19 protein-coding genes and 1 riboswitch are annotated in these 17,654 nt (G+C 63.6%); of the genes, 6 read left to right on the top strand and 13 right to left on the bottom strand.

Annotation, left to right across the window (positions count from 1 at the left end; genetic code table 11):
• Together cydB and LDZ28_RS16795 are read left to right on the top strand one after the other, a co-directional pair.
• Complete coding sequence (gene cydB / locus LDZ28_RS16800) at positions 1 to 1,002, top strand: cytochrome d ubiquinol oxidase subunit II (protein WP_244829527.1); 1,002 nt, start codon at positions 1 to 3, stop codon at positions 1,000 to 1,002.
• Positions 980 to 1,144, top strand: a complete 165-nt coding sequence (locus LDZ28_RS16795) for a hypothetical protein (RefSeq protein WP_244829525.1) — start codon at positions 980 to 982, stop codon at positions 1,142 to 1,144. The genes cydB and LDZ28_RS16795 overlap by 23 nt, the downstream gene beginning before the upstream one ends.
• A gap of 94 nt (positions 1,145 to 1,238) precedes the next feature.
• Here the strand turns inward: LDZ28_RS16795 and LDZ28_RS16790 are convergent, their stop codons facing one another.
• From LDZ28_RS16790 to mnmH, 4 genes are all read right to left on the bottom strand, one after another.
• Positions 1,239 to 1,550, bottom strand: a complete 312-nt coding sequence (locus LDZ28_RS16790) for a hypothetical protein (RefSeq protein WP_244829524.1) — start codon at positions 1,548 to 1,550, stop codon at positions 1,239 to 1,241.
• Between the two features lies 1 nt (position 1,551).
• Positions 1,552 to 2,304: a hypothetical protein gene (locus tag LDZ28_RS16785; protein WP_244829522.1), complete on the bottom strand. Its 753-nt coding sequence runs from the start codon at positions 2,302 to 2,304 to the stop codon at positions 1,552 to 1,554.
• 207 nt (positions 2,305 to 2,511) lie between these two features.
• Positions 2,512 to 3,567 carry a permease gene (locus LDZ28_RS16780; RefSeq protein ID WP_244829520.1) on the bottom strand — a complete coding sequence of 352 codons (1,056 nt, stop codon included), beginning with the start codon at positions 3,565 to 3,567 and terminating at the stop codon, positions 2,512 to 2,514.
• Between the two features lie 27 nt (positions 3,568 to 3,594).
• Positions 3,595 to 4,662, bottom strand: a complete 1,068-nt coding sequence (mnmH, locus tag LDZ28_RS16775; protein WP_244829519.1) for a tRNA 2-selenouridine(34) synthase MnmH — start codon at positions 4,660 to 4,662, stop codon at positions 3,595 to 3,597.
• A gap of 180 nt (positions 4,663 to 4,842) precedes the next feature.
• Between mnmH and LDZ28_RS16770 the strand changes: the two genes are divergently transcribed.
• The 3 genes from LDZ28_RS16770 to LDZ28_RS16760 all read left to right on the top strand — a co-directional run bounded on the left by LDZ28_RS16770 (position 4,843) and on the right by LDZ28_RS16760 (position 8,303).
• On the top strand, positions 4,843 to 6,231 hold the full coding sequence (locus tag LDZ28_RS16770) for an ethanolamine ammonia-lyase subunit EutB (RefSeq protein WP_244829517.1): 1,389 nt from the start codon (positions 4,843 to 4,845) through the stop codon (positions 6,229 to 6,231).
• A complete protein-coding gene (eutC, locus tag LDZ28_RS16765) occupies positions 6,231 to 7,190 on the top strand; it encodes an ethanolamine ammonia-lyase subunit EutC (protein WP_244829516.1) in 960 nt (319 codons plus the stop codon). The genes LDZ28_RS16770 and eutC overlap by 1 nt, the downstream gene beginning before the upstream one ends.
• 249 nt (positions 7,191 to 7,439) lie before the next feature.
• Positions 7,440 to 8,303, top strand: a complete 864-nt coding sequence (locus LDZ28_RS16760; RefSeq protein ID WP_244829513.1) for a fimbrial protein — start codon at positions 7,440 to 7,442, stop codon at positions 8,301 to 8,303.
• A gap of 9 nt (positions 8,304 to 8,312) precedes the next feature.
• On the opposite strand, the gene LDZ28_RS16755 is transcribed toward LDZ28_RS16760, so the two are convergent.
• The 3 genes from LDZ28_RS16755 to opgC all read right to left on the bottom strand — a co-directional run bounded on the left by LDZ28_RS16755 (position 8,313) and on the right by opgC (position 11,742).
• Positions 8,313 to 10,178 carry a sigma-54-dependent Fis family transcriptional regulator gene (locus tag LDZ28_RS16755; protein ID WP_244829512.1) on the bottom strand — a complete coding sequence of 622 codons (1,866 nt, stop codon included), beginning with the start codon at positions 10,176 to 10,178 and terminating at the stop codon, positions 8,313 to 8,315.
• Positions 10,179 to 10,301: 123 nt separating this feature from the next.
• Entirely contained in the window at positions 10,302 to 10,475 is a 174-nt protein-coding gene (locus tag LDZ28_RS16750; RefSeq protein ID WP_087628737.1) for a DUF1328 domain-containing protein, read from the bottom strand.
• Positions 10,476 to 10,608: 133 nt separating this feature from the next.
• The gene (gene opgC / locus LDZ28_RS16745) at positions 10,609 to 11,742 is read right to left on the bottom strand and encodes an OpgC domain-containing protein (RefSeq protein ID WP_244829511.1); all 1,134 of its coding nucleotides are present in this window, start codon (positions 11,740 to 11,742) and stop codon (positions 10,609 to 10,611) included.
• A gap of 308 nt (positions 11,743 to 12,050) precedes the next feature.
• On the opposite strand from opgC, the gene LDZ28_RS16740 reads away from it, so the two are divergent.
• The gene (locus LDZ28_RS16740; RefSeq protein ID WP_244829510.1) at positions 12,051 to 12,800 is read left to right on the top strand and encodes a TerC family protein; all 750 of its coding nucleotides are present in this window, start codon (positions 12,051 to 12,053) and stop codon (positions 12,798 to 12,800) included.
• A 19-nt stretch (positions 12,801 to 12,819) separates the two neighbouring features.
• Here the strand turns inward: LDZ28_RS16740 and LDZ28_RS16735 are convergent, their stop codons facing one another.
• The 6 genes from LDZ28_RS16735 to cbiE form a co-directional block, all read right to left on the bottom strand.
• Complete coding sequence (locus LDZ28_RS16735; RefSeq protein WP_244829508.1) at positions 12,820 to 13,047, bottom strand: hypothetical protein; 228 nt, start codon at positions 13,045 to 13,047, stop codon at positions 12,820 to 12,822.
• 91 nt (positions 13,048 to 13,138) lie between these two features.
• A complete protein-coding gene (locus tag LDZ28_RS16730) occupies positions 13,139 to 13,537 on the bottom strand; it encodes a DUF4186 domain-containing protein (protein WP_244829506.1) in 399 nt (132 codons plus the stop codon).
• 6 nt (positions 13,538 to 13,543) lie between these two features.
• Positions 13,544 to 14,269 (bottom strand): precorrin-4 C(11)-methyltransferase, encoded by a 726-nt coding sequence (gene cobM, locus LDZ28_RS16725; protein WP_244829505.1) that lies wholly within the window; start codon positions 14,267 to 14,269, stop codon positions 13,544 to 13,546.
• Positions 14,266 to 14,997 carry a cobalt-precorrin-6A reductase gene (locus tag LDZ28_RS16720; protein WP_244829504.1) on the bottom strand — a complete coding sequence of 244 codons (732 nt, stop codon included), beginning with the start codon at positions 14,995 to 14,997 and terminating at the stop codon, positions 14,266 to 14,268. The genes cobM and LDZ28_RS16720 overlap by 4 nt, the downstream gene beginning before the upstream one ends.
• Positions 14,994 to 16,082, bottom strand: coding sequence for a cobalt-precorrin-5B (C(1))-methyltransferase (locus LDZ28_RS16715; RefSeq protein WP_244829696.1), 1,089 nt, complete (start codon positions 16,080 to 16,082; stop codon positions 14,994 to 14,996). The genes LDZ28_RS16720 and LDZ28_RS16715 overlap by 4 nt, the downstream gene beginning before the upstream one ends.
• 24 nt (positions 16,083 to 16,106) lie before the next feature.
• The gene (gene cbiE / locus LDZ28_RS16710; protein ID WP_244829503.1) at positions 16,107 to 17,309 is read right to left on the bottom strand and encodes a precorrin-6y C5,15-methyltransferase (decarboxylating) subunit CbiE; all 1,203 of its coding nucleotides are present in this window, start codon (positions 17,307 to 17,309) and stop codon (positions 16,107 to 16,109) included.
• A gap of 80 nt (positions 17,310 to 17,389) precedes the next feature.
• Positions 17,390 to 17,590: riboswitch (cobalamin riboswitch) on the top strand.
• Positions 17,591 to 17,654 lie beyond the last annotated feature (64 nt).

Genomic DNA, 17,654 nt, shown 5'->3' with positions numbered 1-17,654 from the left:
ATGGACCTCACCGTCGCGTGGGCCGCGATCATCGCACTGGGCCTTTTTCTCTACGTCGTGCTCGATGGCTTCGATCTGGGCATCGGCATCCTGTTTCCCTTCTTTCCCGACCAGCACGACCGCGACGTGATGATGAACACCGTCGCGCCCGTGTGGGACGGCAACGAAACGTGGCTCGTGCTGGGCGGCGCGGGCCTCTTCGCCGCGTTCCCGATGGTCTACTCCACCGTGCTTTCCGCGCTCTATCTGCCGCTCGTGCTGATGCTCGTGTGCCTGATCTTTCGCGGCGTGTCGTTCGAGATTCGCGCCAAGGCGTCGCGCACGAAGTCCATGTGGGATCTTGCGTTCATCGGCGGATCGGCGGGCGCGACGTTCTTTCAAGGCGTGGCGCTCGGCGCGTTTCTCGATGGCATCCCCGTCGCCGAAGGCCGCTTCGCCGGCGACGCCTTCGGCTGGTTCACGCCGTTTTCGCTGTTCACGGGCGGCGCGCTCGTCGTGACTTACGCCCTGCTCGGCGCATGCTGGCTGATCGCGAAGACCGAAGGCGATTTGCAGCGACGGCTGTATCGCGTCGTATGGCCGTTGACGCTGCTGCAGCTTGCAACGATTGTCGTGGTGAGCGTGTGGACGCCGCTGCAGGACGCGGGCATTGCATCGCGCTGGTTCGACTCGCCGTGGTTTTATCGGATGCTGCCGGTGCCGGCGCTAGTCGTGGCCTGTGCTTGGGCGATGCATCGCTCGATCCGTTCGCGGCATGAAACGCGGCCGTTCGCGGTGGCGCTCGGCTTCATGTTGCTGGGTTACGCGGGATTGGTTGCGAGCATTTCGCCTCAGGAGATTTTTCCGGGCGTGTCGCTTTGGGATGCCGCTTCGCCGCGTTCTTCGCAGCTATTCACGATTGTCGGCGCGGCGATTATTTTGCCGGTGATCCTGGGTTACACCATGCTGAGTTATTGGGTATTCAGAGGAAAGGTGCGTCATGGCGAACATCACTATCACTGAACGCGGCGGCTCTATTGCGATGATGCGCGCGAAGAAGGTCTTCTGGTTCGTCGCGCTTTGGGTGACAGGTGTGGGCGGCGCGATGCTGCTGGCTTTGCCGTTCAAGTTGTTGATCAAGGCGGGGGCGGCAGTTCATTTCTGATGCCGGGACACCCGAGGACGCGTTCAAAGACGGCCTCGGGTGCCGCCAGTGCAACCCACGCGGAACCCCGCGTGCAAGCGCACTGCACAGCGCGTCAAACTCCGTCGGGTCGTTGTACGGGCTTCCAGTCGACAGGCTCCGAGGTCGTGATCGCCAGCCGATCGCGCAGATCGGTGTGGACGGACGCTTGCATGAGTATCGCTATACAGCCGAGCTTGCGAGCGTCTTCATCGGTGATCGGCTCGTTACCGTGCTCGATTGCCGTGGGAGGAATGGTCACCCCGCCCGATCTGGCTAATTCACGCTCGATAATCGACTGCACGTCCTTCCGAAAGACGTTGAACAGCTTGAGCTGACCAGCGTCCTCGTCATAGATGACGATCGAGGCACGGGAAGGCTTTGTCATGTCAATATCCTCTGCATTGTTGATAGCGGATGAATGCGCGTTGTGTACAGAGCAAGTAGGTTCGCGTGTCTTGATACATTGCACGCGTGAATTGGCATTCTTCCATCTCGCGCTCGTATATGGCAAAGCAGTCTGCTTCATCTGCTTCATTCACGCCACGCGCTGCCAGTTTTGTCAGGTCGCCATCAGAGTCTTTCGGCTGGTACTCGAACGGTCTGATCGAATCCCGATGCAACCTGGCGTGTGGAGCTTCGGCTTGTGAAAATGCATTGAACGCCGAACCCGGTAGATCCACAAGCCGCTCTTCGAGCCGGTCTTTCCGGATTTCCTCGACGCACATTCGAAGGTCTTCGTGACTTGGCACGAAGATCAGTTCGCCACGCTCTACGGCATGAATTAACCCGTTTGCCAATTCGTTGAACCCGCGCGAGCTAAATGGCAGGCTGCTATCGCATTTGATTCGCCCAAGCACAGTTCGTAAATCCGTCGCGGAATTCCAGAGAAGGATAAGATGCCTTGCGTTCTCAAGAAATGCCGCGCGAGCAGCTTGCATTGCCTGTGATATGTCCGCAAGCTCGTGACGCGTGACTGTGCTGAAGTGCTGGCTAGTCCCAAAGCTGTAATGCTCAGCCGGGTAAAACATGCGTGGACTGTGCATGCTCATATAAATCGGCTGGTTCAGGCTCTGCCAGAAGAGGCTCGCGTACCGGTACAGACTTTCTGATTTGCCGAGATACGGATCAAGATAAAACATGTAGTGCGCGCCCTCTCAACCTAATTAAGAGAGCAACACAATTACTGCAAACTAAGGCATCGGCGCTAGTGAGTTAGTCTGAATCTGCGAACCAGACGACAATGCACACATATCAAAAGCCTTTGGTCGATTGCGGCGCGCAAACGTCGAATGGTCTGCTCGGCGCGCGCCGCAATTTTCACTTCCACAGGACCGCGCTGCGTCTGCTCAAAACCACCAGGCCGCCACCGCCCCACTCACTACCCCGAACACGACCACCGCCGCCGTGACGAACGCGAGCACCTTCGGCGGAAACGAGCGCGCGAGCATGGCGAGCGAGGGCACGCTGACGGGCGGCAAGGTCATCAGCAACGCGCCTGCTGGGCCGGCAGCCATGCCGAGTGAAAGCATCGCCTGAATGATCGGCACTTCGCCCGCCGTCGGAATGACGAACAACGTGCCCGCAATCGCGAATGCGACGATCCACAGCATGCTGTCGTCGATATTCGGTCCGATATGCGGAAACAGCCACGCGCGCGCCGCGCCCAGCAACAACACCAGCACGATGTACTCCGGCACGAGCCGCAACGTCATACGCCCGAGAATGCGCAACCAGCGCGAAAACGCCGTGCCCGGCTCATCTTCCTTGACGAGGTTTGCAAGCGCCTCGCGCGATTGCGCCGCCTGCGCGGGCGTCACCATGCGATTGACCGCGTAACCCAACCCGAACACCATCAGCACACCGAGCACGAGGCGCAGCCCGGTCCATTGCCAGCCGAGCACGAAGCCCATGAACACCAGCGCCGCCGGATTGAGCACCGTGTTGCCGAGCCAGAACGCGACCGCCGCGCCCGGCGCCGCTTCCCGCGCACGCAAGCCCGCCACGACCGGCGCCGCGCAGCACGTGCACATCATGCCGGGCAAGGACATCAAGCCGCCATTCAACACGCTGCCGAAGTTTCGTTCGCCGAGCGCACGCGCGACCCAGCGCGGCGGAATCAACGCCTGCACCGCCGAACCGAGCAACAGGCCGAGCACCATCGCCTGCCAGATGGCCTTGCCGTAAGCCATGGCGTAGTCGAGCGCCGCTTGCCACGACGGTGCCGGCGCACTCGCGGACGCGCCCATCAAAATGGACTTGCCGATGGAATGCTGACTCGCCGCCACGAACGCGCGGTTGTAGTACGGAAACCATTTGACATAGAAGAGACCGACGACCGCGATCAGCAGAAAAACGATCCAGCCGGGCGCGATGCGAGGGGGTCGGGGCGCGTGAGTATTCATGTTTGACTCGAATGATGAAGATTAATCTCAGTTCGCCGCGGGCGATGTCTGCGCCAATTGCGCGAGAAGCGCCTCGGCCTGCGCGACGCTGTCGGCATCGTTGGGCCGGAAGGTCATGTGGGACGCCTTTGCCAGATGCGTATAAAGCGCGCGGCTGCTGCGGCCATACGCGGGATCGTAATGACGGTCGATGAGTTCCGCGAACAGCTCGGCACGCGCGTTCTCATCGATCAGCCGATGCCAGCGCTCCACGCGCTCGCGGCTATGCAGCCCGATGAGTCGCGCCAGTTGCGACTTGAAGAACGTGGGATTGTCGAAAAGATGCGCGTAGTCCTGCAACAGAAACGCGATGCGATCTTCGCGGCGCGCCTCCACTTCCACGCACGCCGCGCCATGCAGACCGTCCAGCAATGCATCCGGTACCGAAAGCGCGCCGATGCGCCGCCCTTCCGCTTCGATATACACGGGCTTGGCCGCATCGAAAGCACGCAACGCACTCACGAGCGCCGACTCGAACGCCTTCTGCGATGGCTGCGTCTGTCCCGGCAACGCGCCGAGCAACGAACCGCGATGTGCCGCGAGCCCTTCCAAATCCAGCGTTTGCGCGCCGGCCTGATCGAGCGCGTGCAACAGACGCGTCTTGCCGCTGCCGGTGTGGCCCGTCAGCGCGACGTAACGAAAACGGCACGGCAGCGTGACGAGGGAATCGAGCACTTCGCGCCGATAAGTCTTGTAGCCGCCTTCCAGTTGACGCGCCTGCCAGCCGATCATGTTGAACCAGGTCGTCATCGAGCCGGAGCGCTTGCCGCCGCGCCAGCAATAAATGAGCGGGCGCCAGTTGCGCGGCCGGTCGGAAAAGAGCGTATCCAGATGTCGCGCGATATTGCGCGCGACCATGGCGGCGCCGACGCGCGTGGCTTCGAAAGGCGAGACCTGCTTGTACATGGTCCCGACGATCACGCGCTCCTCGTTGGTCAGCACCGGCGCGTTGAGGGCGCCGGGGATGTGATCGTCGGCGTATTCGAGCGGCGTGCGGACATCGACGATTTCGTCGAAAGCGCCGATACGGTCGAGATTCACGAGGAGATTTTTCACGGGCGATGACGCTGCACGGGCGCAACGCAAGAGGCGGGACAAGCGCGAAATTATCGCACGGGCGCGGATTTCGGCGCGGCGGGCTTTTTTGACGAGGCGCGGGCGCTGCGCGAAGCGGTTAAAGTGAGTGGCGGCACGTACGGAAGACGTGGCGGCTTTCCCTTGAACGAAGGAGACGCGATGACATATCAGGAGACGATCGGCGCACGGCGCTACCGTTTCGACGATCTGAAAACGCTGCTCGCGCGCGCGAGTCCGCGTCGTTCGGGCGACGAACTCGCGGGCCTCGCGGCGGCGACGGAAGAAGAGCGCATCGCCGCAAAACTCGCGCTTGCACAGGTGCCGCTGCGCGCGTTTCTCGACGAACCGCTCATTCCCTACGAGCACGATGAAGTCACGCGCCTGATCGTCGATACCCATGACGCGCATGCCTTCGCGCCCATCGCGCATCTCACCGTCGGCGAGTTCCGCGAATGGCTGCTCGCCGACACCACGGACACCGCCGCGCTCGAAGGCGTCACCGCGGGCCTCACGCCGGAAATGGTCGCAGCCGTTTCCAAGCTCATGCGCAATCAGGACCTGATCCTCGCCGCGCGCAAGCGTCCGGTGATCACGCGGTTTCGCACGACCATCGGCTTGCCGGGGCATCTTTCGGTGCGGCTGCAGCCGAACCATCCGACCGACGATCCGAAAGGCATCGCCGCGTCCATGCTCGACGGCCTTTTCTACGGCTGCGGCGACGCGGTGATCGGCATCAATCCGGCGTCGGATTCGCCTGCCGCCATCACGGCGCTGCTCACGATGATGGACGATTTCCGCCAGCGCTACGACGTGCCGATGCAATCGTGCGTTCTGACTCACGTCACCAACACGCTCGCGGCAATCGAGCAAGGCGCGCCCGTGGATCTCGTGTTCCAGTCGGTCGCGGGCACCGAGCGCGCCAACGCGAGTTTCGGTGTATCGCTCAAGCTGTTGGAGGAAGCGCACGATGCCGCGCTGTCGCTCGGTCGCGGTACGGTCGGCGACAACGTGATGTACTTCGAGACGGGCCAGGGCAGCGCGTTGTCGGCCAATGCGCATCATGGCGTCGATCAGCAGACCTGCGAGGCGCGCGCCTATGCGGTCGCGCGCCGTTTCAAGCCGCTTCTGACGAACACGGTGGTCGGTTTCATCGGTCCGGAATATTTATACGATGGCCGGCAGATCATCCGCGCCGGCCTCGAAGATCACTTTTGCGGCAAGCTGCTCGGCGTGCCGATGGGTTGCGACATCTGCTACACGAACCACGCCGAAGCCGATCAGGACGACATGGACACGCTTCTGACGCTGCTGGGCGTGGCCAACGTGAACTTCATCATGGGCGTGCCGGGCGCGGACGATGTCATGCTGAACTATCAGAGCACGTCGTTCCATGACGCGCTTTATATTCGCCGCGTGCTGAACCTGAAGCGCGCGCCGGAATTCGAAGCGTGGCTGCAAAAAATGCGCGTGACGGATGGACGTGGCGGCTTGCTGTCGGCATCCGGCAGCGCGCAGGGACAGCCGTTGCTCGACTGGATCGATGCGTGATGGATGAGATCGATAAGCGGAGCGTGGATGCATCGGCGCGCGAGGACCGCGTCGATGAGCGCGCGGACGCGTCAGTGCAAAGACGCGACATGGCGGGCTTGCACACTGGCGCGCCGAAGCACGAGGGCGACAGCGTTCGCGCGAGTGCATCTGCCAGTGGTTCGAGCTCCACCAACGGCATCGAAACCAATCCCTGGGATGCGCTCAAGCGCTTCACCAACGCCCGCATTGCTCTGGGACGCACCGGCGACAGTTTGCCAACCGCGCCGCTGCTCGCTTTTGGCCTGGCGCATGCGCAGGCGCGCGACGCCGTGCATCAGCCGCTCGATACCGCCGCGCTCGCCGCGGAACTACATGCAGCCGGCTTCGACACGCTCGAAGCGGCGAGCGCCGCGCCGGATCGCGATCACTATTTGCGGCGTCCCGACCTGGGCCGCGCTCTCGACGATGCCAGCCGCGCCCGCCTTGCCGAACATGCCGCACGAACAGAAGCGGCGCCCGACATTGTTTTCGTCGCCGCCGATGGCCTCTCGGCTTTCGCCGCGCAGCGACACGCCGCCGCGTTTCTCGCCCGCCTGAGTCCGAAGCTCGATGGCTGGAAAGTCGCGCCTGTCGTCATCGCGACGCAGGCGCGTGTCGCACTCGGCGACCCGATCGGCGAGTTGCTGGGAGCGCGCATCGTCGTGGTAATGATCGGCGAGCGGCCGGGCCTCAGTTCGCCCGACAGCCTCGGGCTCTACGTGACTTTTGCGCCGAGGCCAGGCCGTCACGACGCCGAGCGCAACTGCATCTCGAACGTGCGGCCCGAGGGATTGAACTACGATGCGGCCGCGTTCAAGCTGCACTGGCTGCTGAACGAAGCGCGCCGCCTGAAGCTGACCGGCGTGGGCCTCAAGGATCATAGCGGCGCACTGCCGTCTGCCGCGGGCGATGCAAGTTCGCTGGATCATCACGCGTAACGGCACGATCGCCACCGTCGTTTCGCGCGCACTTGCATTGCCTCGCGAGCGTTCGCAATTCGCGTGGCGGGCCACTATGCTGGAGTCATGCTTCGCATGACAAACCTTCGGACCGGCTCACGGCGAATCTCGTCGGTGAACCGGCTTGGCCATTCTCCATACCCTGCGATTACGCGACTTCTCGCGCTTTGGCTGCTGCTCACGGGTACTTGCGCTTTCGGCGACACGATCACGTTCCCAACCGGCTCCATGACACCGATGTCATTTCCCGGTTCGCTCTCGATCGGGCGTGACGCGGTTGTGGGCACGATACTCAACAGCACGTCGCAGAATGCCGGCGCGTCGGCATCCAATGTCACGTGCACGATCCAGCAAATCACCACCGTCAACGGCAACGTGGTCGCAGGCAATCCGAAAACCTATCAGACGGACGTCGACGGCATAGGCGTGCGGTTCTATATCACGAGCGGCTGGAACGGGAGCTGGGAGCAGGCACCGACCACCAGTTCCTTCACGGTCACGAGCGGCAGCACGGCCCACTACGTGCGCGCCGATCTGGTCGTGACCGGACCGATCAGTGGCGGAACGATCACCATTCTGCCTTCCATGACCATCAGTTTCACTGGCCCTTGCATTAATACGTTGACCGTCACGGAGACGCTCGTCACCGGCACTATGGTGACCGGTCAGGCCTGCAGCGTTACCACGCCTGCGGTCACCGTGACGATGCAGAAAGTCGCGCCGTCGGACTTGCCGAGCGTCGGCGCGACAGCGGGCAACACCGCCTTTTCCCTCGGTCTGAATTGTGCCGCGGGGGCCAAGGTGAACGTGACACTCACCGACGCGCTCAACCCTGCCAATCAATCGAATATTCTGACGATCGGTGGCGATTCGGCTGCGTCAGGTGTAGGGCTCCGCGTGCTGTTCGGTTCCAGCCCAGTCTCCTATGGACCGGCATCGCCGCTCGCGGGAACGTCGAACCAGTGGAGCGTGGGAACAGCCAGCGGCGGCGCGATGACCGTTCCGCTGATCGCACAGTACGTGCGCACCGCGGCGACTCTGCAAATGGGCCGAGTCAGCGGCAAGGCACTCTTCACCATGTCGTATCAGTGAAAAGAAGCGCTATCGCCGCAACTTCCGATAAACCGTCGTCCGCGACACACCCAGCGCCCGCGCCGTCGCCGACACATTGCCGCCATGCGACTCCAGCGCCGCCGCAACCACGCTCGCGGCGATATCCGCGAGCCGCGCATCGCCAGCGGGAGCAGCGCTCGGTTCGTCGCGAACGGGAGCCTCGAAATCATCGATGAAATCGCGCGGCAGATGCGTCACGCCGATGCGCGTTTCGTCATCATCGAGCATCGCCGATGCCGTGCGCAGCACATTGCTCAACTGCCGGAAATTACCCGGCCAGCGATGCCGCGCAAACAGCGCGAGCACATCTTCGTCGACGCTCAACACGCGATCCGCAGGACACTCGTGGCGCAAGATGCGCTCGACGGCGGCTCGCAAATCGGTGCGCTCGCGCAGCGGCGGCAAGGTTACAGCCAGGCCGTTCACGCGATAAAACAGGTCCTCGCGAAACTCGCCCTTCGCAACCTGCTCGCGCAACTTGCGGTTGCTCGCGCAGACCAGCGTGAAGTCGACCGGCACGGCGCGCGCCGCGCCGAGCGGCTCGACCACGCGCTCTTGCAGCACGCGCAAGAGCCGGCTTTGAAGCGCGAGCGGCATGTCGCCGATTTCATCGAGAAAGAGCGTGCCGCCGTTCGCCTGCACGATCTTGCCCGACGCACCGCGCTTGGCCGCGCCGGTGAACGCGCCCTGCGCATAGCCAAATAGCTCGGATTCGATCAGCGTCTCCGGCAACGACGCACAGTTCACCGCGACGAACGGTCCATCGCGCCGTGGCGAATCGCGATGAATGGCGCGCGCCAGCATCTCCTTGCCCGCGCCAGTTTCGCCGCCGATCAGGATAGGAATCTCCTTGCCGACCACTTTCCTGACTTGCTGGATGAGTTCGTACACGCGCGCATCGCCCGTGCAGAGATCGGCGAGACGCGACGGCGTCTTGCTTTCAACGGGCGCAGTTGTTCTGACTGGCACCGCGACCGGCGCGACCGTGCGCTCGCGATATTCGACGCCCGCGAACACGCCGACGCCGCTATGCAGCTGAAGGCGGCGCGGCGGCTTGCCGGCCCGCTCGATCAGTTCGTCGGGAGTCGCACCGAATAGCGATGCCAGCGTCTGCACGCGCAGATGCCCAAGCTCCAGCCCGAGTTGAAACTGCGCGCTGCGATTGGCGCTTAGAAGCCGGCCATCGAGATCGAATACGGCGATGCCTTCCATCAACGTGCCGATGAATTCCGGGCGGCTATGAAAATGAATTCGCAGACCGTCGCCGAACGCGCTTGCGATCAGGCGGTTCTCGATCATCTGGCCGGACATTTTGACGAGCGCCATCGTGTGCTGGTGATAGCCGCGGCGGTCGCCAGTGACATCGAGTACGCCGCTCAGGCCGCCGCGCGGATCGAGAATCGGCACCGACGAACACGTCAGAAAATGGTTGGCGCGCAGATAGTGCTGATCGCCGTGGACGGTGACGGCCTGCCGTTCGGCGATGGTCGTGCCGATGGCATTCGTGCCCTGATGCGCCTCGCTCCACACCGCGCCCGCCTGCAGCGCGACCTTTTGCGCGCGGGCGAGGAAGTCGTCGTCGCCCAGGGAATGCAGAATCAGCCCGCTCGAATCCGTGAGCGCGATCATGCTGTGCGTGTTGGCGATCTGCGCGTAGAGCGTTTCCATCACCGGCAACGCGTGAGCGAAGAGCGCGCGGCTCTCGTCGCGCTTCAAGGCGAGTTGCGCGCCGGACAAGACTTCGTATTCGGGACGCATGGTCGCGGAAAGACCAAAAGTGGCCGAGCGCTCATGCGATTGATGGATTACGTCGTGATGCGCGGGCCGAAGCGCCGCGCCGATGGCATGCTGCATCGCCTCCTCCTTTCGAATTCAGCGCGGCGGGGTCGTCGGGCGCCCGTGCCGTCGCGTGAATGTCTCTTGACGCAGAGTAACACCGACCCGGCGACCGGGTCGATGCGAGGAAGCGCGCAGTCGTCACAAGACGAGCGAGCCCGCCGAAATGGCGACGATCAGGAAGATGACGAACAGAATCAGGAAGATGAAGAAGCAAATCTTCGCGATGCCGGCCGCACCGGACGACACGCGTCCGAAACCGAAGAAGCCGGCAATGACCGAGATGACCGCGAAAAGAATGGCAAGTTTTAACATGACGTCGATGGTTTATTGTTGAGGTTTCGCCTTGTCTGCAAGGGTTGTGCCCAATCCCTTTCAAGCTGCCGCTGAACTCGACCGTTAGTTGCTCGTACGAGCATTAAAAAGGCGGCCTGTCAGCCGCCTTTCTTTACTGCGCCCCGCCTTTCTCAGCAGCAGGAACCACGGCCGGAATCGTCCTTGGCCGCCCGCCCAGCCATCGCAAGACCGCTTGATGCACTTGAGGCACGGCAAGCAGCGTGGTTACGGCAATCGCATCCGCGGCCAGACCGGCGGGCACGTTGATGAGGCCATCGGTCAGCGTGAAGAGGATGGAATCGACGACGAGCGATATCACCGTGCCGACGACGAAGCACACCATGCCGTCACGCCCCACTGCCCCGACCCACGGCAGGCGCGATGCGATTTCCTTGATCAGACCGTAGCGCGCAAAATTGGTGGCGATCCACGCAATGGCGAGAAAGTTGACGACGCGCGCGCCGGCGAGGTCACGCTTGAACGCACTATCCAAGACGGGCGGCAGTACGAGCAGCTTGTAGTACGCCATGCCGATGATCAGCGCGAGCGCCCCCAGACTGACGACCCATCCCATGCGATGCGAACTCACGCGCTGATACACCGGCGTGCAGCGCGCCAGCACGCCGAGCACGAACATCAGTTGCCAGGCGGCGGGATTGAAGTCCCAAAGCGTATCGTTGGCGGATGGCAAGTATTCACCGATTTGCGGCGCAAGCGCCCACAAGCCGAGGCTCAGACCGAGCAGCAACCACGGCTTGCTGCGCGCGAGCGGCAGCGTAAGCGGCACGGACAGCGCGAAGAGCGCGTACATCGGCAGGACGGCGGCAAGATACGGCTGGCGCTCGAAGGTGAGAATCTGCGTCAGCGACGACACCGGCGCGGCCGTGAGACTGTCGAGGTCATGCAGCGCCAAATTCGGCGCGCTGCCGAAAAACGGTCGCAGCAGGAAGGTCGCGACGAGCATCAGCGCGGCAGTGACGAGAAACGCGCGGTAGATTTCGACCGAGCGCTTGAGAAAACGCACGCGGGCGGCGCTTTCCGAGCGCCGGCTGGCCATCGCGGTATAGGCCGTCGCCGTGGCGAAGCCACCGAGGAACACGAAGACTTCGGCGGCATCGTTGAGCGCAAAGGCGTGCAGCGTGAAGCGCGACAACATGCTGCCGCCGATGTGATCGACGACGATGACGAGCAGCACGAGCCCGCGAAAGAAGTCAAGCTCGACGAGGCGTTGAGATTTTCCTGACATGCTGCTCAAGGAGTTTTCCTGCGGCGCGCAGGAGGTTGGCAGGCGCCGCAATCGGCGGCAAACGAGACCGAGAGTTTACCCTTAATCGTCTGCGGTGAGATCTTCGCATAAGGAAAAAACCGTTTCAAATCCGGCGCTTGTTGTGTTTTGAGCGCAAACGCTGACACTTCGCAACGCATCTCTGTGTCTCCTCCGCTTGGTGTCTCGAAAAGTTTTCAAGTTCCTTTCATTAATCCAAGTCTGCGTTAATATCACGCGCTCAATCCACTCGATGCGGCTTTCGCACAACTCAAAGGCTTCCGACGCGCATGGACTACCTCGCCACACTGCTGACCGATCCCGCCGCCTGGGCCGCTCTCGCGACGCTCGTCGTCATGGAAGTGGTGCTTGGCATCGACAACCTGATCTTCATTTCGATCCTGACCAACAAGCTGCCCGAGGCGCATCGGGAGCGCACGCAACGCATCGGCATCGGGCTCGCGCTCGTGATGCGGCTCGGTTTGCTCGGCACGGTCGCGTTGATCGTGCGCCTCACCGCGCCGATCTTCGAGGCGTTCGGGCACGGCTTCTCGTGGCGCGACCTGATCCTGATCGCGGGCGGCGTCTTTCTCGTGTGGAAGGCGACCACGGAAATCCGCCATCACGTCACGCACGACGCCGACGATCACGCTGGCGCGAATGCGGGCGCGCGCCTCACGCCGTTGTCGGCGATCGGCCAGATTCTGCTGCTCGATCTGGTGTTTTCCATCGACAGCATCGTGACGGCGGTCGGCATGACGGAACACATTCCGATCATGTTCGTTGCCGTGATCGCGGCGGTCGCGGTCATGCTGTTCGCGGCGGGACCGCTGTCTCGGTTCATCGAACGCAATCCGACTATCGTGATGCTGGCGCTCGGCTTCTTGCTCGTGATCGGGATGACGCTGATCGCGGAAGGATTCGGCTCGCACGTGCCGAAAGGCTATATCTATGCGGCGATGGCGTTCTCCGCGCTCGTCGAAGCGCTCAACATGCTGGCGCGGCGGGCGAAGCGGAAGTCCGATCCGGCTCGGAATTGACGCGTCGAGAATTGATGCATCAGCTCGTGTAGCCGTCGCGGATCAGGCGGCATAGAACCGGCGCCATCGCGGGCTCCTCGGGTTCGCCTCGGTCGACCCATGCGGCGAATGCCTTCACGTCGTCGGTGAATGGCGGTTCGCCGCGCGCCTTGCGGATGACGTTGTGAGCGCTCAGCAAAGCTTTCGCGGGCGCCACGATCGATGCGATGAGCGGCCCCTTCGCCGGGCCGAAGTCGAAATTGTCCATGCCGTGCTTATCGGCATTGGCGATGGAGACTTGAGGCTTAGCAGGTCTGGTGGCGTCGCGCTTGCACGGCGGGGGCGTTATAAGCCACGCCTCAAAACGGCAACTCACCCTGCCGCTTTTCAACAACCGCGATCTCCGGCAACGGCTGCGCGCGCAGCCAGCGATCGATCGCGTCGACGACATGCCGACGTTCGGCTTCATCGAGTACCTTGCCCGCCGCGATGTCGTGCCATTTCGCCAGACAACCGCGGCAGCACGTCGCCGTCGCGTGCTGCGCGATGAACACCGGATGCCCGCGAAACGGCGTCTGCTTGCCATCGTTGAGCGGCGCTTGCGGCGCAAGGCGCTTCGCAATCAGCTCATGCGCCTGCGCGACGACCGCTTCCACCCCGCGTTCGCGCAGATAGCGCCCTTCCCGCACACCCAACGCAAAACGCCTGCGAAACGCGGATTTGGCGAGCGCGGCGAAGACGGCGTCGAGATCGCGCATCGACCTTCATTCCTTGCCGTAGAGCGTGGAATCGGCGAAACCTTGGGCGTCGAGCACACGGCCCACGAGAATCAGCGCCGTGCGTTGCAGACCCACCGCCCGCACCTTCACCGCGATATCCGCAAGCGTGCCTTCCACGCGCGTTTCATCCGGCCAACTCGCGCGAAACACCACGGCGACAGGACAATCCGCGCCGTAATGCGGCAGCAGATCGTCGACGATACGCTCGATATGCCGCACGCCAAGATGAATGGCGAGCGTCGCACGATGACGCGCCAGCTCCGCGAGCGATTCGCCTTCGGGCATCGACGTTTTCGCGGCATAGCGCGTGAGAATCACGGTCTGCGAGATGCCCGGCAAGGTGAGTTCGCGTTTGAGCGCCGCCGCCGATGCCGCCGTCGCCGTCACGCCCGGCACGATCTCATAAGGAATCGCGAGTGTATCGAGACGGCGCATCTGCTCGCCTGTCGCGCCGTAAAGCGAAGGGTCGCCGGAATGCACGCGCGCCACGTCTTCTCCCCGCGCGTGCGCGTTTTCGAGCAACGCGACGATCGCATCGAGATCGAGTTCCGCCGTGTTCACGACACGCGTCGCCCGATGCCCGCTCAACACTTCGTCGGGCACGAGCGAGCCCGCATAAAGAATCACTGGACACGAGCGGATGAGCCGCTGGCCCTTCACGGTGATGAGTTCCGGGTCGCCCGGTCCGGCGCCGATGAAATAGACGGTCATGGAAGAGGAAGTTCGGTTGTGAGTGCATCGAGCGCGCTTGCCGGATCGTCGAGTGCGCGATCGGCTTCGGGAAGCGCGGGCCGCGCAAGCATCACGACGGGCAAGCCGCGTTCGCGCGCCACCGCGAGCTTCGCTTCGGTCGCGCGGCCGCCGCTGTTTTTGCTGACGACGACATCGATACGCGCCGCATCGAACAACGCGCGCTCGCCTTCGATGCTGAACGGCCCGCGCGCATCGACGATCCGCGCACGCGCGTTGCCTTCGTGCGGGTCGAGACAACGGATAGTCCAGAATTGCGACGCGGGTATCTCGTCCAGATGCGCAAGCGGCTCGCGTCCGAGCGTGAATAACGGCTTTTCATAGGCCGCGATTGCATCGACGACGCCTGGCCAATCGCGCGCCTCGCGCCAGATGTCGCCTGCTCGCGGTTGCCATGCCGGACGACGCACGGCCCACAAGGGCACGCCAATGAGCGTACACGCTTCGCGTGCATGACGGCTCATCTGCGCGGCGTAGGGATGCGTGGCATCGAGCACGAGCGCGATGTCTTCTTCACGCAGATACGTTGCCAGACCCGCCACGCCGCCAAAACCGCCGACGCGAACCTCACATGCGAGATCCGTCGGCACACGCCCGAGCCCCGCGAGACTGTAGACATGCGACGTGCCCAGCTTGCGCGCAATGACGAGCGCGTCGCCGGTGCCGCCGAGCAATAGCACGCGCTTCATTGCGCGCTCCCGACGATTTGCCCTTGCCTGTCGATGGCGAAAGTCTCCACGACGATGCCTTGCGGCACGACGTCGAGCGCCACTTCGCGGGCTCGCGCGCAGACGATATCGCCGAGCGCGATGCCTTCGCCGCGCGCCAGCTTAAGCGCCTCCTGACTCGTGTTGGCCGCGCGAATCGCGTGCTGCAACGCGATGCTCGCGCCAGCATCGGCGGCCCAGGTGGCGAGAAGCGGCAAGTCGATACTCGACGTGCGGCTGTGCAGATCCATATGTCCCGCCGCAAGCTTGCTGAGTTTGCCGAAGCCGCCGCAAACACTAAGTTTTTCGACCGGCGCGCGACGCAAGTGCTTCAAAACCGCACCCGCGAAATCGCCCATTTCGATGAGCGCCATATCCGGCAAGCCGTAACGCGCGCGCATGGCGTCCTCGCTCTGATTGCCGGTGCACGCCGCGATATGTTGCACGCCATTGGCGCGCGCGACATCGATCCCCTGATGGATCGACGCGATATAAGCCGCACACGAAAACGGCCGGACTATGCCGGTGGTACCGAGTATCGACAGTCCGCCGATAATGCCGAGCCGCGGATTCATCGTCTTGAGCGCAAGCGCCTCGCCATTCTCCACGCCGATGCTCACGTCGAAACCGCCCGCATAACCCGCTTGCGTGGCGAGTGCTTCGAGATGCTCGCTCATCATTTTGCGGGGAACGGGGTTGATGGCCGGCTCGCCGATCGGCAACGCAAGGCCCGCGCGCGTCACGGTGCCAACGCCCGGCCCCGCATGAAAGCGTACGCCATGCCGCGCCGCAAGCCGCACGCGAGCTATGACGAGCGCGCCATGCGTGACATCGGGATCGTCGCCGGCATCCTTGATGACGCCCGCTTCCGCTGCATCGCCGGCAAGACGGCAGAACGCGAGCGGCATGGTCACGGACTGGCCCTTCGGCAGCACGATCTCCGCGCGCTCGCTCGGCTCGCCGAGCAACAAAAGGCGCGCGGCCGCGAGACTCGTCACGGTCGCGCAGCTTCCCGTCGTGTAGCCGCTTCTGAGCGGCGCGGACTGTTCGGGCGTTTCGTCACGCATCGGGATGGTCATTCGCCGGCGAGCTCATGGCTTCTTCGCGTGCAGAAGCGTGATCGGCAGCGCTTGCCGCCATGTATCGAAACTGCCGAGCGGCTCGGCCCGTGCGATGCCGATCCGCGTCAGCTCGCCGCCATGCTCCGCGCGCCATGCAACGAGCGCCGCTTCGCTCTGCAAGGTCACGGCGTTGACGATCAGCCGACCGCCCTGCCGCACGCGCGCCCAGCACGCATCGAGGAGACCCGGCACGGTCACGCCGCCGCCGATGAACACGGCATCCGGCGCGCTCAAACCGTCGAGCGCGCCGGGCGCCTCGCCCTTGACGAGTTGCAGCGCAGGCACGCCGAGCGCATCGCGGTTATGTTCGATGAGACGCTGCCGCCCTTCGTTCGCTTCGATTGCAATCGCGCGGCAAGCGGGATGCGCGCGCATCCACTCGATACCGATGGACCCGCAACCCGCGCCGACATCCCACAGCAATTCGCCCGGTTGCGGCGCGAGACGTGCGAGCGTCACGGCGCGTACATCGCGCTTGGTGAGCTGGCCGTCGTGCCGATACGCGTCGTCGGCAAGACCCGGCGTGAGCGATGGCCCCGCGTGGCCCGCATGCGTGCGGCATTCGATCGCCATGAGATTGAGCGCCGCCACGCGTGGCTCGCGCCAGTCGTCCGCACGTTCGTCGAACCGGCGTTCGTTCGCGCCGCCCAGATGCTCGAACACCGTCACGCGGCTCGCGCCGAAACCATGCAGCGTGAGAAGCTGCGTGACGGCGGCGGGTGTTGCGCCATCGGCGCTCAGGACGAGCAGACGTCCGCCGCGAAACACATGCGCGAGCAGGGACGCCACCGGCCGCCCGACGAGCGACACGCATTGCGCGTCCTGCAACGGCCAGCCCAAGCGCGCCGCCGCCAGCGACAGCGACGAAGGCGCGGGCATGACGCGCATTTCTTCCGCGGATAATTCGCGCGCAAGCGTGGCGCCGACGCCGAAGAACATGGGGTCGCCGCTCGCAAGCACGCATGTTTGGACGCCGCGCTCGGCGAGCACGGCATCGACGGAAAACGGGCTTGGCCATGGCACGCGGCGCGCCGCGATACGCGCCGGCAGAAACGCGAGGTGACGTTCGCCGCCGTGGATCGACCGTGCTTCGAAGAGCGCGCGCCGCGCCTCGCGGCCAAGCCCATGCCAGCCGTCCTCGCCGATACCCACGACGGTCAGCCAGTTCGACATGTGCGGCCTCCTACGGGCGAATCCCGCGTTTGAAGCACCCGCGCAAGGCGGGAAGCGGTCTGATGGTCGATAAAAGCGGGCATAATAGCGCGTTCGTCGGTGCCTGAAGGGTTCGATCGGTATCGAGCCTCATGGCCTAACAGGGAACACAGCAAAACTGTGGCTGCCCCCGCAATTGTACGCAGCGAGTCCGCGCTCCACTGCCACTGGTTTTTACCGGGAAGGCTAGCGCGAATGTCGACCTGCCAGCCAAGAGACCTGCCGACGTAAGCATTCACTGCTATTCAACGCTATTCAACGCAATTGCGCGAAGCCTGCCGGGCGGGGTGTACCGGTTCGCAACTT

Source organism: Caballeronia sp. TF1N1 (assembly GCF_022878925.1).
Classification (GTDB): Bacteria; Pseudomonadota; Gammaproteobacteria; order Burkholderiales; family Burkholderiaceae; genus Caballeronia.
This window is presented reverse-complemented; position numbering and strand designations above follow the sequence as displayed.

Excerpts from the sequence above, each read along its gene's own strand:
- cobM (WP_244829505.1), bottom strand. The coding sequence starts at position 14,269 with ATGACCGTCTATTTCATCGGCGCCGGACCGGGCGACCCGGAACTCATC.
- LDZ28_RS16760 (WP_244829513.1), top strand. The coding sequence starts at position 7,440 with ATGACACCGATGTCATTTCCCGGTTCGCTCTCGATCGGGCGTGACGCG.
- LDZ28_RS16755 (WP_244829512.1), bottom strand. The coding sequence starts at position 10,178 with ATGCAGCATGCCATCGGCGCGGCGCTTCGGCCCGCGCATCACGACGTA.
- opgC (WP_244829511.1), bottom strand. The coding sequence starts at position 11,742 with ATGTCAGGAAAATCTCAACGCCTCGTCGAGCTTGACTTCTTTCGCGGG.
- LDZ28_RS16735 (WP_244829508.1), bottom strand. The coding sequence starts at position 13,047 with ATGGACAATTTCGACTTCGGCCCGGCGAAGGGGCCGCTCATCGCATCG.
- cydB (WP_244829527.1), top strand. The coding sequence starts at position 1 with ATGGACCTCACCGTCGCGTGGGCCGCGATCATCGCACTGGGCCTTTTT.
- LDZ28_RS16795 (WP_244829525.1), top strand. The coding sequence starts at position 980 with ATGGCGAACATCACTATCACTGAACGCGGCGGCTCTATTGCGATGATG.
- LDZ28_RS16730 (WP_244829506.1), bottom strand. The coding sequence starts at position 13,537 with ATGCGCGATCTCGACGCCGTCTTCGCCGCGCTCGCCAAATCCGCGTTT.
- eutC (WP_244829516.1), top strand. The coding sequence starts at position 6,231 with ATGGATGAGATCGATAAGCGGAGCGTGGATGCATCGGCGCGCGAGGAC.
- LDZ28_RS16785 (WP_244829522.1), bottom strand. The coding sequence starts at position 2,304 with ATGTTTTATCTTGATCCGTATCTCGGCAAATCAGAAAGTCTGTACCGG.
- cbiE (WP_244829503.1), bottom strand. The coding sequence starts at position 17,309 with ATGTCGAACTGGCTGACCGTCGTGGGTATCGGCGAGGACGGCTGGCAT.
- LDZ28_RS16750 (WP_087628737.1), bottom strand. The coding sequence starts at position 10,475 with ATGTTAAAACTTGCCATTCTTTTCGCGGTCATCTCGGTCATTGCCGGC.
- LDZ28_RS16780 (WP_244829520.1), bottom strand. The coding sequence starts at position 3,567 with ATGAATACTCACGCGCCCCGACCCCCTCGCATCGCGCCCGGCTGGATC.
- LDZ28_RS16770 (WP_244829517.1), top strand. The coding sequence starts at position 4,843 with ATGACATATCAGGAGACGATCGGCGCACGGCGCTACCGTTTCGACGAT.
- LDZ28_RS16720 (WP_244829504.1), bottom strand. The coding sequence starts at position 14,997 with ATGAAGCGCGTGCTATTGCTCGGCGGCACCGGCGACGCGCTCGTCATT.
- LDZ28_RS16740 (WP_244829510.1), top strand. The coding sequence starts at position 12,051 with ATGGACTACCTCGCCACACTGCTGACCGATCCCGCCGCCTGGGCCGCT.
- LDZ28_RS16790 (WP_244829524.1), bottom strand. The coding sequence starts at position 1,550 with ATGACAAAGCCTTCCCGTGCCTCGATCGTCATCTATGACGAGGACGCT.
- LDZ28_RS16715 (WP_244829696.1), bottom strand. The coding sequence starts at position 16,082 with ATGCGTGACGAAACGCCCGAACAGTCCGCGCCGCTCAGAAGCGGCTAC.